This window comes from Amycolatopsis rhabdoformis, from assembly GCF_035918295.1.
In the GTDB taxonomy this organism is placed as follows: domain Bacteria; phylum Actinomycetota; class Actinomycetes; order Mycobacteriales; family Pseudonocardiaceae; genus Amycolatopsis; species Amycolatopsis rhabdoformis.
Genome location: NZ_CP142149.1, coordinates 4,179,858 through 4,193,919, shown reverse-complemented (window position 1 = coordinate 4,193,919; position 14,062 = coordinate 4,179,858). Strand labels below are relative to the sequence as shown.

The following is a 14,062-nucleotide window of genomic DNA, read 5'->3' as shown; positions in this document are numbered from 1 at the left end:
GTTTCCTTTCCTCGCGTCAAGGGTTGAGCAGCCGCACCACGGGGTGCGGCAGCGCGCGCTGCCACTTCGAAGCGCGGTAGGAGATCTCGACGGTCCGGGCGGCGGCGTCGAGCGCCACCACCACGTCCTCGGCGTTGTCGGGTTCACCGGGGTCGGTCTCGGCCGCCCACGCCACCAGCGCGCGCAGGCAGCCCGAGTGCGCGGCCACCACGTAGTGGTCGGCCACCGGCTCGCGCCGGCCCGCCGTCGCCGCGGCCAGCAGGAAGCGGTTCACCACGTCGGCGGGCGATTCGTGGAACCGCAGGGGAGTCGTGAGCCAGAAACCCATGGCGTCACCGGCTTCGTGCGCCTCCCAGAACCGCTGTGCCTCCAGCGCCCACTCGGCGTCGCCGGCCTGCGCCACCTTGCCGCGCACCTGCGTCGGCTCGAACTCCCGGCCGTCCACGCGGATCTGGAGGTTGCGGAAGTCGGGCGCCTGCACACAACCGCCGAAGCGCAGGCGGGTGCCCGACTCCGTCCAGAGCCGCGCGTACATCACCTCGGCGGTGCGTTTGGCCCGTTCGGTGGGGGCGTACCCCATCGCGACCAACGCGCCGTCCGGCAGCGCGGCGGCCAGCTCGTCCGCGCGGTGCTGCGCCTGGCTCACCCCGAGGTCGGTGAGGCCGGCGTCGGACTCGTAGCTGGTCGTTTCGCCGTGGCGGACGAGGTGCAGGATCATCGGGTCTCCCTCGGGTGCGGATTCCGCCGGACCGGCCGGTACACGCGGTGCGCGGTCCCCGACTCGGGCAGCCCGACGCGGTCGAGGATGCGGCGCACGGACCCGGTCGGGTCGCCCACGGCGAAGTGCTCGGTCTCCATCCCGACCGCCCGCGCGCCGGTGAGGTTGGCGGGCAGGTCGTCCACGAACAGGCAGTGGCCCGGTTGCTCGCCCAGCTGCCCGAGCGCCCACCGGAACACCGCCGGATCGGGTTTGAGCACGCCGTAGCGGGCGGCTTCCAGCAGCAGGTCGAAGCCCTCGAACTCGGGGAACTTCGCGGGCCACTCGGGGCCGAACCAGTGCGCCATGTCGTTGGTCAGCGCCGCCACGCGCACGCGGCCGCCGATGTCGCGCAGGAGCGTGCGCATCTCCTGGCGCACGGTGATGCGGGTGCGCATGAACGCGCCGATGTCCAGGTCGGGCCGCCGCCGTGACAGCTCGGCCCAGTACTCGCGTTCCTGCTGCCGGCCCTGCTCGACGCCGGCGTAGGCGGCGTCCTCGCCGAACGGTCCCTTCGGGAACGTCGGGTCGTCGACCACTTCGAACAGCGTCGGCACGACCACGCCGCCGAGATCGAGCACGATCGTGGTGATCCGCAGGGTGGGGGTGTCGGCCCGGGAGCGGCCCGCGGCCGCGCGCCGCAGCGCCCGTCCGCGGCCCGCGCCGGACCAGGAGTTCGACCTCTCGACGACCACGGTCAGTCCAGCACCGTGACGAGACCGGTGTCGCCGTCCACGCGCACGCGCTGGCCCGTGCGCAGCGTCGACACGGCGCGCCCGGTGCCGACGACCGCGGGCAGGCCGTACTCGCGGCAGACGATGGCGGTGTGGCTCATGATGCCGCCGACGTCGCTCACCGTGGCCGCGATGCGCGAGAACACCGGCGCCCACGCGGGGGAGGTCGCTGGACACACCAGCACGTCGCCGTCCTGCACCTCGGCCAGCTCGGTGACGGTGCGCACGACCCGGACCGGGCCTTCCACCACGCCGGGGGAGCCCGCGACGCCGTGCAGCACCCCGGAATCCTCCTCCTCGGAGTCGGCGAGCCAGCCGGCGACGGAGTCGGTGGTGATGCCCCAGAGCATCACCGTGAGCGGCTCGGACACGGCCTCCGGCGGCGCGCCGAGCGCGGGCGGCGGCTCCCACGCCTCGAGCGCGGTGAAGATGCGCCGGCGCTCGGCGATGATCGGCGTCCAGTAGGCGTGGCCGCGACCGGGCGCGCCGGTGCCCCACGAGGCCGACGTGTCGAAGATCAGCTCGGCGACCTCGGTGCGGCGCAGGAAGAACAGGTCCTCGGGATCGTCGAGGATGCCCATCGTGGTGAGCGAGCGGGCGAGCTCCTTCGACTTGCCCCAGAACGCGGCCCACATCCAGTGCTCGATGTAGAGCACGTGCTCCTCGATGTACACGAACACCTTGCGCGCCAGGCCCAGCAGCTCGTCGAAGGCCTCGTGGTCGCCGGCGTTGAGCAGCGAGCGGTACTCGCCGGTGATGCGTTCGCGCTCGGCCAGCACGCGTTCGGTGGGCCGGTCGATCACCTCGCCCGCGCGCAGCCGTTCGACGTAGGTGCGCACGGCGCCGAACGGGATGTCCGGGTGGTCGTCCCAGGTGCCGAAGCGGTGGTCGCCACCGGGGTGGCCGGGGTCGGCGTTGATGTGGAACCACGGGTCGCGGGTGGCTTCCCAGTCCGCCGCCCACGCGCGCCCGGCCTCGGTGGTGGCGAGCGCGGCCTGCGCGGCGTCGAGCCCCGCCGCGGCGAGGATCGCGTCGCCGACGCCGAGGCGCTCGGCTTCCTTCGCCAGGCGCTTGAGCTCGTCGTCGGGGCGGTAGAGCTCCACGTGCAGGCCGCCGACCATCCGCGACACGGACTGGTCGCCGATGCCGGGGAAGGCGTTCTGGCAGAACTGGAAGAACGTGAGGTACGCGGCGTAGCCGATGTTGAGCATCTCGAAGTGCCACTGGTACGTCTCGTACATCGTGGTGATCATGAGACTGAAGTCGCGTTCCCAGCGGTAGCCGGCCGAGTGTCCGACGTGTCCGGTCACAGTGGACAGTGGCTCGCGCTCGGGAAGCGGCGCGAAGCTGAGGTCCCGCACGAGCTTGATCCGCTCGGCGACCTTGTCCTTCCACTCGGCGTAGATCTCGTCCCAGTGCTCGTAGTAGTACCCGGCGCGCTCGCCGAACTCCTGCGCGCGAGCCGCGATCTCCTCGGCCGGCGCGGCGACCGGCGACACGTAGAGCCGGCCGTTGAGCACCCGCTGCTCCAGGCCGAACGCCGGCGGCACCGCGAACACGCGGGTGTTCATCGCGCCCAGCGCCTGCCACCAGCACTCGCACTGGATCTCGTCGTAGGGGTGCAGCACGTACGGGTGGTGCAGGCGGTCCTGAAACCAGAACTTGCCCTCGTCGGCCTTGCGCCGGTCTTCGCCGAACAGGTGGTACCAGTTGTAGAGCGATTCCCAGCCTTCGGCGCCTTCGGGCGCGGGCAGGTCGAAGGGCCCGGGGAACGTGGAAGCGACCATCGTCGGTCCTTTTCTCGAAGTGACAGTTCAGTTCGGCGGGTGGCGCTCGGCGCTCGGTAAAACGGCAGGGCGGGGCCCGGTCGTGGGTGGCCACGGCCGTCGGTGGGTCCGGGGAGCCCGCGCCGGTCGGGCCGGTGAGCGGGCCGGCGGTCAGGGTTTGGCCTGGGCCCCGCCGGTGAGCGCGGCCAGCACGTGGGCCATGGCTCCCTGGTTCGGTTTCGACACCTGGCGCGGCGGCTTCGTGCTCCACACCGTCTCGGGACGGGCCTGCACCACGTGCACGTGTTCGGCGTCGATGACGAACTCGCCGTCCTGCGGGGTCTTCGCGTGGTTCTCGATCAGGTGCGCGATCTCGAGCAGCTGCTCGATGTGCTCTTTCTGCAGCGAAGGAAGGTTCTGGTCGGCCTCGTCGACCGGCACGGTCGCGATGCCGCGGCCGGTGGCGGGATCGCGCGTGGCCCGGGTCGCCTTCGCCGCGACGTCGCGCGTCAGCACCTCGCGGGTGATCTTGTCCACCACGAACCGATCGGGGGTCACCGTGCCGCTCACCAGCGGCTCGCCGAGGCCCCACACGGACTCGATCACCACCTTCGACCGGTCGCCGTTGGCCGGGTTGAGGGTCATGAACACCCCGGCCGCGGTCGCGTCGACCATGCGCTGCACGACCACACCCATGGCGTCGTCGGTGCTCTCCACGCCGTCGCGGGCGCGGTAGCTGATGGCGCGCGCGGTGAACAGGCTCGCCCAGCACTGGCGCACGGCGGCCGCGACCTCGTCGGCGCCGAGCACCCACAGGTAGCTGTCGTGCTCGCCGGCGAAGCTGCGGTCCGCGGAGTCCTCCGCGGCGGAGCTCGACCGCACGGCGACCGGCGGCTCGTCCTGCCCGATCCGCTCGGCGAGCTGCGCGTACGCCGAGCGGATCGCCGCGTCGGCGTGGTGCTGCTCGGTCTCGGTGTAGAGCAGCTCGCGGATGGCCGCGGACTCCTCGGTGAGCACGTCGAGGCCGGCTTCTGGGTGCAGCGCGCGGATGCGCCGGTCGAGCTCGGTGCCGAGGCGGCCCGCCACCGCCGCGCGGTAGGCGTCGGTGGTGACCACGAACGCTTCGGGCACCCGCACGCCCAAGCGGCACAACGTGTCGAGCGAGCGGCCTTTGCCGCCGGCCTGGGCGGTGGTGACCGCGCTGTCGCCGGTCCCGAGGTGCAGGGTGCTCGCCGGGCTCATCGCAGGGTCCTTTCGTCCGGGGTGCGGTCGCTCGGTTCGTCGTAGTCGGAGACGAGGGCGACCACGGCCGCGTCCACCGTCGCCTCACCGGAGGCGGCGGCCGCGGCCTCGTCGGTGGTCACCAGCACCGTGGTGCCGGGGCTGGCGTCGAGCAGGTCCACCGCGACGGTCACGGTGTCGTCGCCGACCGAGCGCACCAGCACGAACCGCCGGGTCGCCATGCCGAGCAGCTGCCGGTCCGACCAGACCCGCCCGATCACGCGGCCGAGGATCACGACTGCGCTCCGCCCGGCAGCTGCAGCACCGCTTCGCGGAACGAGCTGGCGCGCCGCGTCTCCAGCAGTGCGGCGGCGGCTTCGCTCGGGCGCGGGTAGATCTGGGCCGCGCGCAGCTCGCCGTAGCGCTTCACGGCCGCGGCGCCGGCGTCGAGCGCCTGGCGCACCGCGGCGAGCTGGCCCTGGATCGCCGCGACGAGGTAGCCGCTGGTGACCCGGTCGATGGCGATGCACTCGACGTCGGCGGTCTTGATCATCGCCTCGATCCCCGCGCTGAGCGCGACGATGCCGCGGGTCTCGACCACGCCGATGGCGTTGGCGGAGTTCGGTTTTCCGGTCATGGGGGTGTCTCCTCGATCTGGGGCGCGGGTGCGTCAGTTGCCTTCGAGCAGCGCCGTGTGCCCGGCGACCGCGGCGACGGCGTCGCAGGGGTTGGCGAAGACCACGGAGCGCACCTGCGCGCCCGACACGGCCTTCGCGGTCTCTTCGGCGATTTCGGTGGCTTCCTCGACCGTGGCGAGGTCGCCGGACAGCGCGACCGCCACGATGCCGCCGCCGAGGCGCACGACGCCTTCCACGGTCACGTTGGTGGCTTTGACGATCGCGTCGACCGCGTCGAAGATCGGCACGAAGCCTTCCGTCTCGACGAATCCGACCGCGGTGTTGGCCATGTCCTGTCTCTCTTTCTGCTTCAGTGGGAAGTGCGGGGGCGCCAGCTCACGACGGCGGCGCCGGTGCCCCAGATCGGGCCGTAGGCCAGGAGCTCACCCGGGTCGGTGAGCACCCCGGCGCCGAGCAGGAACGCGAGCGCGCGGAACTGGCTGTCGGCGGCGGCTTCGCGGGCGAAGTCTTCGCGCAGGGCCAGGGTTTCCTCGACGTCGCCGCGCACGAGCGCATCGAGAACGCGCCGGTTCCACTTGTCCTGCTCGGGCGTGGCCACGGCGTCCTCGGCCGGCTCGATCCAGCGCTGGATCAGCCCGGAGGACAGGCCGGACACGACCACGACGCCCACGCGCCGGCCGCGTTCGGCCGCCGCGGCGACCGCGGTCTCGCCGAGCGTGGCGATGCTGTCGACCTCGGCGTAGAGGTTGCAGGACACCAGCGCGTAGCGGAAACGTCGGCCGGGGTCGAGCAGACGGGAGATCGTGACGGTGCCGGTGTCGATCGGGAAGCCGTCGTAGCGGGTGCGGCGGGCCTGCAGGCCGCGCGCGGCGGTGAGGTCGGTCCAGCGTTCGGTGAGGTCGGTGTCCACGCGCAGGTCGTAGGAGATGCGGCCGTAGTCGTAGGCGTACCAGTTCTCGTCGAGACGCTCGCCGCGCGGGTTCGGGTCGAGCTGGAACTGGTGCCCCAGCACGGTGAACCACTGCGTGGACAGCAGCACCACGGTGTCCACGCCGGCCGCGCGGAACTCCTCGCCGACCTGCTCGACCCCGGCCCGCAGGTCGGCCCAGCTCGGCGCGGGATCCTTCGCGAGCAGCTGCGGCATGCCCGGCACCAGGGCCGCGGCGACGACGCCGGTCGGCTCAGCCACGTCGGCTCCCGTCCGGCAGCCACTCGACCACGGCGTTGCCGGTGCCGATGATCGTGCCGTAGCCCAGGATGTCGCCGGTCGTGTCCGGCCAGTCCAGCGCCGAGAGCAGCCAGGAGAGGCTGCCGGACTTGGTCTCGGCTTCGCTCGCTTCGATGTGCTCCGGGATCGCGGTGCGCAGCGCGGAACTCGGCCGGCTCCGCACGACCTCGAGCAGTTTCATGTCGGCGCGGTACTGGTCGTTGTTGTAGGCGTACTCGCGGCCCATGTCCTCGGGCAGCTCGGTCTCGCGGTCGAAGTGCAGGTGCGACAACGAGTTCGAGGCCAGCAGCACCGCGCGGCGGCCGGTGCGCTCGATCGCCACGCGCGTGGCCGTGCCGAGCACGTCCATCTGCTCCAGTTCGGCGTCCGCGTAGAAGTACGGGTTGTTGTTGGCGCTGATCGACACGACCGGGATGTCCCACCGCGGGTTGGCCATGTGCAGCGCGCCGATCGTCGCGTAGTCCACCCGCACGCCGGGCTCGCGCATCGCGCGGGTGACGAGGCCGTGTTCTTCGAAGCTCGAGACCATGGCCTCGGCCAGTTCGACGTCGGTGCGGAAGTCGAAGTGGTAGCGGAAGAGGTTGGGGAAGATCGGTTCCACCGACACCCCGCGCGGGTTGGGCACGCAGTTCACGTGGTGGCCCACCATGGTGATCCAGTGCGGCGCGTGCACCACGAGCACGTCGGGCTTCAGGTCCCGGATCCGGCGCCGGACCTCGTCGTAGGCCCAGCGCAGCACTTCCCAGCCCCCGGTGCTGCGGGGTTCGTTCTGCGGCGGGTTGTCGGCGTAGATCAGGTGCGGCGGGTGGGGAGCGAGGTACCCGGCGACGATGCCGGCGCGCGGCTCCTCCGGAACCGGCGCGGGCGCCGGCTGCTCGGTTCGGGCTCGCTCGCCGGGCGGCGTTAAGTGGAATACCCGTGACATGCTGGATGACGTTAGGCCGACCCGGACGGCCGGTTCTCGCTTTTGTCCGGCGCATCCGGACACGAATTTCAGCCGGGCGGGCCGCCGCCCGCGAGTCCCCAGGTCGGCGTGGGGTGGCCGGGGACCGGAAGACCGGACCTGCGGACGGCGGCCGCGTTCGTCAGCGGGATTCCTCAGGCGGGGACGGCCTTGCCCTGTCCCTCTTCGTACCGCTTGCGGTCTTCGGCGGTGAGCTCCGGCCACTCGCTCCCGGGCGCCCGGCCGAGCACCCAGTCGCGGACCGCGTCCAGGCGCGTGCGCAGCCCTGGCAGCTCCACGCCGGTCAGCGCGCCGGCCCGCACCCGGGGGACGCCGGCCACGAGCACGAGGTCGATGTCGCGCGCCGAGGCCTGGAACACCACGTGGTCGGCCACCGAGCCGGCGCCCGTACCGAAGGGACCGGTGCGCAGCACGAGCACGTCGGCCTGTTTGCCCGGTGTCAGGCTGCCGACGCGGTCGGCCAGCCCGAGGGCGCGGGCCGAGTCGAGGGTGGCCATGCGCAGCAGAGCGGTGGCGTCCACCGAGGGGAAGGTGGGCGTGCGCACGCCCGAGCGGCCGGCCGCGCGCTCGGCCAGCGCCTCGGTGAGCCGGCTGAGTGTGTGCCCGATCCGCAGGTGGGCGAGGAAGTCACCGTTCACGGCCGCGGTCGCGTCGACCCCGAACACCAGCGGCACACCGTGCTGCACCGCGCGCCCGATCATCGGGACGATGCCCATGTTCCCCGCCTCGATCTGCGGGGTGCTCACGATGGTGCCGCCTTCCTCGCGCAGCAGCGTGAGCTCGGCGTCGGTCGCCGGGCCGGCGTGCACCCACAGCACGTCCGGGCCGAGGAGCCCCAGCTCGTGCGACGCGGTGACCTGGCCCGGCAGGTTCGAGTGCAGCGTGGAGACCAGGCCGATGTCGCGGGCGGCGCGCACCTCCTTCGCGTGCTCTTCGAGCGTCACGTGGTCGATGTTGTTCAGCGCCGCACCGAGCTGTACGCGGTCGTCGGGCGTGCGCTCCGAAGCGAGCTCGCGCAGCACTTCGACGCGTTCGTCGAGCGCGTCGAACGAGCTCTCGCCGGCCTCGGGCCGGGGCCGGAAACAGAACCCGAAGACCGCTCGGATCCCGGCGCTGTCCAGGGCGGACAGGGACGCCCGGGCGTGGTCGGGGGAGTTGGTGGCGTGGCAGAAGTCGAACACCGTGGTCACACCGTTGAGCAGGAGTTCGGCCGCGGCGCCGAACGTGGCGTCGTGCATGTCCTGCGGGCGGTAGCGCCCGGCGAGGGGGTGGATCACGCCGAAGTACTCGCGGCCCCAGCAGCTCGCCGCGAGCCCGCGGATCGGGGCCTGCCACAGGTGGTTGTGGCAGTCGACGAACCCGGGCAGCACCACGGAATCCGAGGCGTCCACGACCTCGTCGACGCCGGCCGGGTCGATCGAGGCGGCGACCTCGAGGATCCGGTCGTCGCCGATGAGCACGTCTCCGCGGAACTCGCCCAGGTCCTCGTCCATGGTCACGAGCGAGCCGCCCTTGATCAAGGTTTTCTTCACGAGCCGGTGCCTCCTTGGCTGCGGTGCGCCGCCGGCACCCCGGCGGCCGAAGTGGTGTTCTGCTCGAGTGCGCCGGAGCGCACGCGAGCCGCGCGCGGTCGAAGCGCTGCACAACCGTTGCTTGACGGGTCCAGAAGTGCGCGCTTAGAGTACTGCAATCGTTTGTAGCACGAAAGACATGAACGTCCCCCCGATCAACGAACGCCATTTTTCGCGCCTCACCGCGTTTTGCGGAGGGTGTCCCGGCAGACCGGACGGCGGTGTTGCCCCGGCGGGGGCGGGAACGGATACTCGCCGGGATTTCGCTTTCCATTCTCGTTTTCCGACCACGTGGACTTCGACCTGCGTCGATTTCTTTCGGGTCGGCCAAGGGGGGCTTCGTCCAGAAGCCGATACGACCGCGCGAGTGCCGGGTGACGAACCGGCCGCGCGGTCCTGGATCAGAGTGGCTGAATTCCATGAACAATGATGTTCGTCTTCTCGGTATTTGCGGCAGCCTTCGTTCCGGTTCCTACAACCACGGTCTGCTGCGGGCGCTCGCCGACGACGCGCCCGCCGGCGTCACCCTCGATCTGCTCGACGACTGGAGCGCGGTCCCGAACCTCAACGTCGACCTGCTCGACGACGGCCGCCCGCCGGCGGTCGTGCAGGACATCGTGGACCGCGTCCGCGCCGCCGACGGGCTGGTGATCGCGGCGCCGGAGTACTGCAACAGCGTGCCCGGCGCGTTCAAGAACCTCCTCGACTGGCTGTCGTTCCCGCCGCCCGCCAACTGCCTGCGGTTCAAGCCGATCGGTCTCGTCGGCGCGAGCATCGGTCCCGGCGGAACGCTGCGCGGCCAGTCGGCGCTGCGCGGGGCGCTGCTCTTCTTCGACTCGATCGTGATGGGCCGCCCGGAAGTGGCAGTGGGCCTGGGCAAGATGAAGTTCGACGACGCGGGTTGCCTGAAGGACGAAGAGGTGCGGGCGCTGTTGCGGCGGTTCCTGTCCGACTTCGTCGAGTTCACGCAGAGCACCCGGGCCCGCGGCCTCGACCCGCGGGAACGGGAGTTCGTGTTCTGAGAGGGGCGAGCGGAATGGCGGATCGAGCCACGGAGGCGCCGGGAGTGCGGGCGACCGGCGAAGTGCTGTACTCGGCGCCGAGCGGACGCCGGTTCACCGACGCGGCCGAACTGGCGCGCGAGTACGACATCGAGGCGACGGTGCCGGATTTCCCGGCGGTGGCCGCCGGGTTCGTCACGCGGAGCGCGGACACCCGGTCGCGGCTCGAGTGCGTGCTCGACCTCCCGTACGGCCCGACGGTGGACGAGCGCCTCGACGTGTTCCCCGGCGCGCCCGGCGGACCGGTCGTGGTGTTCCTGCACGGCGGGTACTGGCGGGCGCTCACGGCCGCGGAGTTCAGCTTCGTCGCCGAAGGGCCGGTGAAACGGGGCGCGACCGTGGTCGTCCCCACCTATTCGCTGTGCCCGGCGGTGACGATCGACGAGATCGTGCGCCAGGAGCGGGCCGCGTTCGCGTGGACGGTGCGGCACATCGAGGAGTACGGCGCAGACCCGCGGCGGATCGTCGTCGCCGGGCATTCCGCCGGCGGCCACGGGGTGGCGGCGGTGCTGAGCACTCGCTGGCGGGAGAACTACGGCCTCGACCCGGCCGTGGTCCGCGGCGGCTGCGCGATCAGCGGGCTGTTCGACTTGCGGCCGTTGCCCTACACCGCGGTGCAGGCCGACCTGCGGCTCACCGCGGATCAGGTGCTGCGCAACAGTCCGCTGCTGACCGTGCCCGAGACGATGCCGCCGCTGGTCGTTTCGTACGGGACCGAGCAGCCGGCGGAGTTCGTGCGCCAGTCCACCGACTACGCCGCCGCGCTGCTGGCCCGGGGTCTGCCCGTGTCGGTGCTGGCCCGGCCCGGCTTCGACCACTTCGACGAACTGACGGCACTGTCCACTCCGGACAGTGACCTCACCGACGCGATCCTGGACCTCGCCCGCTGAGGTCCACCCCGAGGACGACCGGCAGTCATGCCACAAGGAGGTAGCATGCTCACGCAGTTGCAGAACGACTTCCGTGAGGTGATGGCCGGGGTGGCCACACCGGTTTCGGTGGTCACGGCCTTTCACGAAGGCGCGCCGCACGGCACTACGGTGAGCGCGTTCACGTCGCTGTCCATGACCCCGCCGATGGTGCTGGTGTCGCTGGACAAAACCTCACGCCTGCTGGGTCTGGTGCGGCGCTCGGGCCGGTTCGGCGTCAACATCCTCGGTGCGGCGCAAGCGGAAACCGCGCGCTCGTTCGCGAAGAAGCTCGAAATGGGCGAGAAGTTCGCGGGCATCACCTGGGAACACGACACCGGGCTGCCGCGCATCGCCGGCGTGCCCGGCTGGCTCGCCTGCTCGGTGACGCAGGAGGTCGAGGGCGGCGACCACATCGTGCTGTTCGGCGAAGTGCTCTCGGCCGCACCGGCAACCGCGGCGCCGCTCACTTATCACTCCCGCACGTTCGGCACCCACTCGCTGCTCGACGACCGGCTGTGCGGGCAGAGCGCGTGAGCACCGGGTGAGCGGCGCAGGAGCGAGGGTGGTTTCCGGCGTGATCTGCAAACGATTTCAGACGCGAAGGCCGGCCGGCTGGGTCGCGCTGGGCGGCGACCCGGCCGGCCGGCTGGTTCCGGGACTGCGGGGCCTAGGACTCGTCGACCACGACGATCGGCTTCCCACCGCTCTGCCGTCCGGTGGCGAAGGCCTTCGGCGCCTCGGACAGCGAGTGGCGCGACCCGATCAGCACGCGCAGGCTGCCTTCGCGCACGAGCGCGACCAGCTCGGCGAGCCGGGCGCGGTCCGCTTCCACGACGAAGAAGACCGACCGCCCGTACCGCGGCTCGACCTCCGGCGGGGCGGCGATGGTGACCAGCGTGCCTCCCGCGCGGACCAGGCCGGCGGAGCGCACACCGATCTCCTCGCCGAACACGTCGAGGACCACGTCGACTTCGCCGACGTCTTCCAGGCGCTCGTTGTCCAGGTCCACGAACGCGTCGGCACCCAGGTCGAGGGCGACTTCGCGGTTGTGCGCGCGGCCCGTGCCGATCACGGTCGCGCCCGCCCGCTTGGCCAGCTGCACCGCGAGCGAGCCGACGCCGCCGGCCGCGCCGTGGATCAGCACGGTCTGCCCCGCCTGGAGCCGGCCGTGGTCGAACAGGCCCTGCCACGCGGTGAGCCCGGACACCGGCAGCGCGGCGCCGACGGCGTGGTCGACGTCGGACGGCAGCGGCGCGAGGTTGCGGGCTTCGACGGCGGTGAACTCGGCGAGCGATCCGTCGCGGGTCCAGTCGGCGAGGCCGAACACGCGCTGCCCGACCGTGAGCCCGGTGGTGCCGTAGCCGAGCTCGGTGACGACACCCGAGAGCTCGTGTCCGGGCACGCTGGGGGTCCGGTCACGGCCCGCCCGATCGGTCCACGTGCCCGGCCAATCCAGCTCGCCGGAGGTGAAACCGGCCGCGTGCACCCGCACGATCACGTCGTTCTCCGCGGCGTGCGGGGCCGGGTGGTCGGTCAGGGTCAACCCTTCGACCCCGGCGGCAGGGTCCTTGACGGTGATGGCTTTCATGCTGAGTCCTCGAGGTGGGCGGACAACTGGGTGTGGCCGCGGGCTTGCGCCGGCCTGTCCGCGAGGCTAACTCCGGTTCGGCTCGCCACCTGGGTCCACTTGGGACGTGCGAACGGGGACCACTCGGGTCACGAGAGCGCGCGGACCAGCGCGTCGAGGACTCCCGACCACCCGCTCGGCGACGGTGCGGCGAACCCGATCACCACGCCGTCGCGGTCCGACACCGTGTCCGGGTGCCGGAAGAACTCCAGGGGTTCGACCGTCAGCTGCTCGGCGGCGATCCGCCGCACGAGTTCGCGGCCCGTGCGCCCCGGCTGTTCGAGCACGACGTGCAATCCGGCGGCCATCCCCGCCACGCGCACGTCGGGCGCGCAACGGTCGATCGTCTCCACGAGGTGCCGGCGCCGGCGGCGGTACTGCGCGCGCATCGACCGGATGTGCCGGTCGTAGGCACCCGACTCCACGAACTCGGTCATGGCCAGCTGGTTCACGAACCCGACGGTTTCCTCCGTCTCGCCCTTCTGCGCGGTGATCGCGTCGACCAGGCGGTCCGGCACCACGAGCCAGCCGAGACGCAGCCCCGGCGCGAGTGATTTGCTCGCGGTGCCCAGGTACAGCACGTGGTCGCGGTCGAGTCCCTGCAGGGCGCCGACGGGGGACCGGTCGTAGCGGAACTCGCCGTCGTAGTCGTCTTCGATGATCAGCGCGCCGTGCCGGCGGGCCCAGTCGACGATCGCCGCGCGCCGGTCGTAACGCAGCGCGACACCCAGGGGGAACTGGTGCGAAGGAGTGAGGAGGACGGCGCCGATCCCCGGTATTCCTTCGAGGGCCGAAGGGTCGATGCCGTCCGCGTCGACCGTGAGGGGAACGCTTTCGAGCCCGGCTTCGGCCAACGTGCGGCGCTGGCTCGGCAGGCCGAACTCCTCCACCGCCACCCGCGTGACCCCGGCCGCCGCGAGCGCGGCCACGACGAGCCGCAAGCCCTCGGCGGCGCCACTGCACGCGACGACGTTGCCGGCGTGCGCGCGCAACCCGCGGGCGCGCGCGAGGTAGCGGGCGAGGGTGTCGCGGAGTTCGCCGCGGCCGCGGGGATCCGCGTAGCCGAACGCTTCGAACGGCGCGGTGCCGACCGTTTTCTTGACCGCGCGAATCCACTCGTCGCGCGGGAACGACGACAGGTCCGGATGCCCGGGCCGCAGATCGTGCCCCGGCCGGGAACGGGTGTCGACCGGCCGCCGCCGCGCTCGTTCCCCGACGAATTCGGCCGCGCGCTGGGAAACTTCGGTGCCGGAACCCTGGAGCCCGGTGAGCCAGCCCTCGCTGATCAATTCGGAGTAGACCCGGACCACGGTGTTGCGCGCCACCTGCAGGTCGTCGGCCAGGGCGCGGCTCGACGGCAGCCGGGTCCCGGGCGCGAGCCGGCCGGCGCGGATCGCGTCGCGGACCGCGTCCATCAGGCCGGCCCGCACGTTCCCGTCGAGTCGGCCCAGGTGCAGGTCAAGGCCGGTGGTCCTGGGGCCCCGCTCAGCCGCTCGGTCGGTCACGCGTCAACGATACTGACCGGCCGCGCGGGTCGAGCTGATCACCTGATCCGGTGATCGCCGGCCGGTGGAATTCGCGGGC

15 protein-coding genes are annotated in these 14,062 nt (G+C 71.9%); 3 read left to right on the top strand and 12 right to left on the bottom strand.

Annotation, left to right across the window (positions count from 1 at the left end; genetic code table 11):
• Window positions 1-16 precede the first annotated feature (16 nt).
• The 10 genes from VSH64_RS19065 to VSH64_RS19020 form a co-directional block, all read right to left on the bottom strand.
• A complete protein-coding gene (locus VSH64_RS19065) occupies window positions 17-718 on the bottom strand; it encodes a histidine phosphatase family protein (protein WP_326836971.1) in 702 nt (233 codons plus the stop codon).
• Window positions 715-1,452 carry an HAD-IA family hydrolase gene (locus VSH64_RS19060; protein WP_326836970.1) on the bottom strand — a complete coding sequence of 246 codons (738 nt, stop codon included), beginning with the start codon at window positions 1,450-1,452 and terminating at the stop codon, window positions 715-717. The genes VSH64_RS19065 and VSH64_RS19060 overlap by 4 nt, the downstream gene beginning before the upstream one ends.
• Window positions 1,453-1,454: 2 nt before the next feature.
• Entirely contained in the window at window positions 1,455-3,278 is a 1,824-nt protein-coding gene (locus VSH64_RS19055; RefSeq protein ID WP_326836969.1) for a PEP-utilizing enzyme, read from the bottom strand.
• Window positions 3,279-3,428: 150 nt separating this feature from the next.
• On the bottom strand, window positions 3,429-4,499 hold the full coding sequence (locus tag VSH64_RS19050) for a PEP/pyruvate-binding domain-containing protein (protein WP_326836968.1): 1,071 nt from the start codon (window positions 4,497-4,499) through the stop codon (window positions 3,429-3,431).
• Window positions 4,496-4,774, bottom strand: coding sequence for a EutN/CcmL family microcompartment protein (locus VSH64_RS19045; protein WP_326836967.1), 279 nt, complete (start codon window positions 4,772-4,774; stop codon window positions 4,496-4,498). Before VSH64_RS19045 ends, VSH64_RS19050 begins: the two co-directional genes overlap by 4 nt.
• Complete coding sequence (locus tag VSH64_RS19040) at window positions 4,771-5,115, bottom strand: BMC domain-containing protein (protein WP_326836966.1); 345 nt, start codon at window positions 5,113-5,115, stop codon at window positions 4,771-4,773. Before VSH64_RS19040 ends, VSH64_RS19045 begins: the two co-directional genes overlap by 4 nt.
• Before the next feature lie 33 nt (window positions 5,116-5,148).
• Window positions 5,149-5,445, bottom strand: a complete 297-nt coding sequence (locus tag VSH64_RS19035; protein ID WP_326836965.1) for a BMC domain-containing protein — start codon at window positions 5,443-5,445, stop codon at window positions 5,149-5,151.
• Window positions 5,446-5,465: 20 nt separating this feature from the next.
• Window positions 5,466-6,305: a DODA-type extradiol aromatic ring-opening family dioxygenase gene (locus VSH64_RS19030; RefSeq protein WP_326836964.1), complete on the bottom strand. Its 840-nt coding sequence runs from the start codon at window positions 6,303-6,305 to the stop codon at window positions 5,466-5,468.
• Window positions 6,298-7,269, bottom strand: coding sequence for a DODA-type extradiol aromatic ring-opening family dioxygenase (locus tag VSH64_RS19025; RefSeq protein WP_326836963.1), 972 nt, complete (start codon window positions 7,267-7,269; stop codon window positions 6,298-6,300). The genes VSH64_RS19030 and VSH64_RS19025 overlap by 8 nt, the downstream gene beginning before the upstream one ends.
• 173 nt (window positions 7,270-7,442) lie before the next feature.
• Window positions 7,443-8,840: an amidohydrolase family protein gene (locus VSH64_RS19020; protein ID WP_326836962.1), complete on the bottom strand. Its 1,398-nt coding sequence runs from the start codon at window positions 8,838-8,840 to the stop codon at window positions 7,443-7,445.
• Window positions 8,841-9,298: 458 nt separating this feature from the next.
• Between VSH64_RS19020 and VSH64_RS19015 the strand changes: the two genes are divergently transcribed.
• The 3 genes from VSH64_RS19015 to VSH64_RS19005 are packed head-to-tail and all read left to right on the top strand — an operon-like array spanning window position 9,299 to window position 11,385.
• Entirely contained in the window at window positions 9,299-9,901 is a 603-nt protein-coding gene (locus VSH64_RS19015; RefSeq protein ID WP_326836961.1) for an NADPH-dependent FMN reductase, read from the top strand.
• 14 nt (window positions 9,902-9,915) lie between these two features.
• Window positions 9,916-10,830, top strand: coding sequence for an alpha/beta hydrolase (locus VSH64_RS19010; RefSeq protein ID WP_326836960.1), 915 nt, complete (start codon window positions 9,916-9,918; stop codon window positions 10,828-10,830).
• A 45-nt stretch (window positions 10,831-10,875) separates the two neighbouring features.
• On the top strand, window positions 10,876-11,385 hold the full coding sequence (locus VSH64_RS19005; RefSeq protein WP_326836959.1) for a flavin reductase family protein: 510 nt from the start codon (window positions 10,876-10,878) through the stop codon (window positions 11,383-11,385).
• Window positions 11,386-11,518: 133 nt separating this feature from the next.
• On the opposite strand, the gene VSH64_RS19000 is transcribed toward VSH64_RS19005, so the two are convergent.
• Together VSH64_RS19000 and pdxR are read right to left on the bottom strand one after the other, a co-directional pair.
• A complete protein-coding gene (locus tag VSH64_RS19000; protein WP_326836958.1) occupies window positions 11,519-12,439 on the bottom strand; it encodes an NADP-dependent oxidoreductase in 921 nt (306 codons plus the stop codon).
• Between the two features lie 128 nt (window positions 12,440-12,567).
• Window positions 12,568-13,983 (bottom strand): MocR-like pyridoxine biosynthesis transcription factor PdxR, encoded by a 1,416-nt coding sequence (gene pdxR, locus VSH64_RS18995; protein WP_326836957.1) that lies wholly within the window; start codon window positions 13,981-13,983, stop codon window positions 12,568-12,570.
• Between the last annotated feature and the right edge of the window lie 79 nt (window positions 13,984-14,062).

Excerpts from the sequence above, each read along its gene's own strand:
- VSH64_RS19065 (WP_326836971.1), bottom strand. The coding sequence starts at position 718 with ATGATCCTGCACCTCGTCCGCCACGGCGAAACGACCAGCTACGAGTCC.
- VSH64_RS19055 (WP_326836969.1), bottom strand. The coding sequence starts at position 3,278 with ATGGTCGCTTCCACGTTCCCCGGGCCCTTCGACCTGCCCGCGCCCGAA.
- VSH64_RS19050 (WP_326836968.1), bottom strand. The coding sequence starts at position 4,499 with ATGAGCCCGGCGAGCACCCTGCACCTCGGGACCGGCGACAGCGCGGTC.
- VSH64_RS19040 (WP_326836966.1), bottom strand. The coding sequence starts at position 5,115 with ATGACCGGAAAACCGAACTCCGCCAACGCCATCGGCGTGGTCGAGACC.
- VSH64_RS19035 (WP_326836965.1), bottom strand. The coding sequence starts at position 5,445 with ATGGCCAACACCGCGGTCGGATTCGTCGAGACGGAAGGCTTCGTGCCG.
- VSH64_RS19025 (WP_326836963.1), bottom strand. The coding sequence starts at position 7,269 with ATGTCACGGGTATTCCACTTAACGCCGCCCGGCGAGCGAGCCCGAACC.
- VSH64_RS19015 (WP_326836961.1), top strand. The coding sequence starts at position 9,299 with ATGAACAATGATGTTCGTCTTCTCGGTATTTGCGGCAGCCTTCGTTCC.
- VSH64_RS19010 (WP_326836960.1), top strand. The coding sequence starts at position 9,916 with ATGGCGGATCGAGCCACGGAGGCGCCGGGAGTGCGGGCGACCGGCGAA.
- VSH64_RS19005 (WP_326836959.1), top strand. The coding sequence starts at position 10,876 with ATGCTCACGCAGTTGCAGAACGACTTCCGTGAGGTGATGGCCGGGGTG.
- VSH64_RS19000 (WP_326836958.1), bottom strand. The coding sequence starts at position 12,439 with ATGAAAGCCATCACCGTCAAGGACCCTGCCGCCGGGGTCGAAGGGTTG.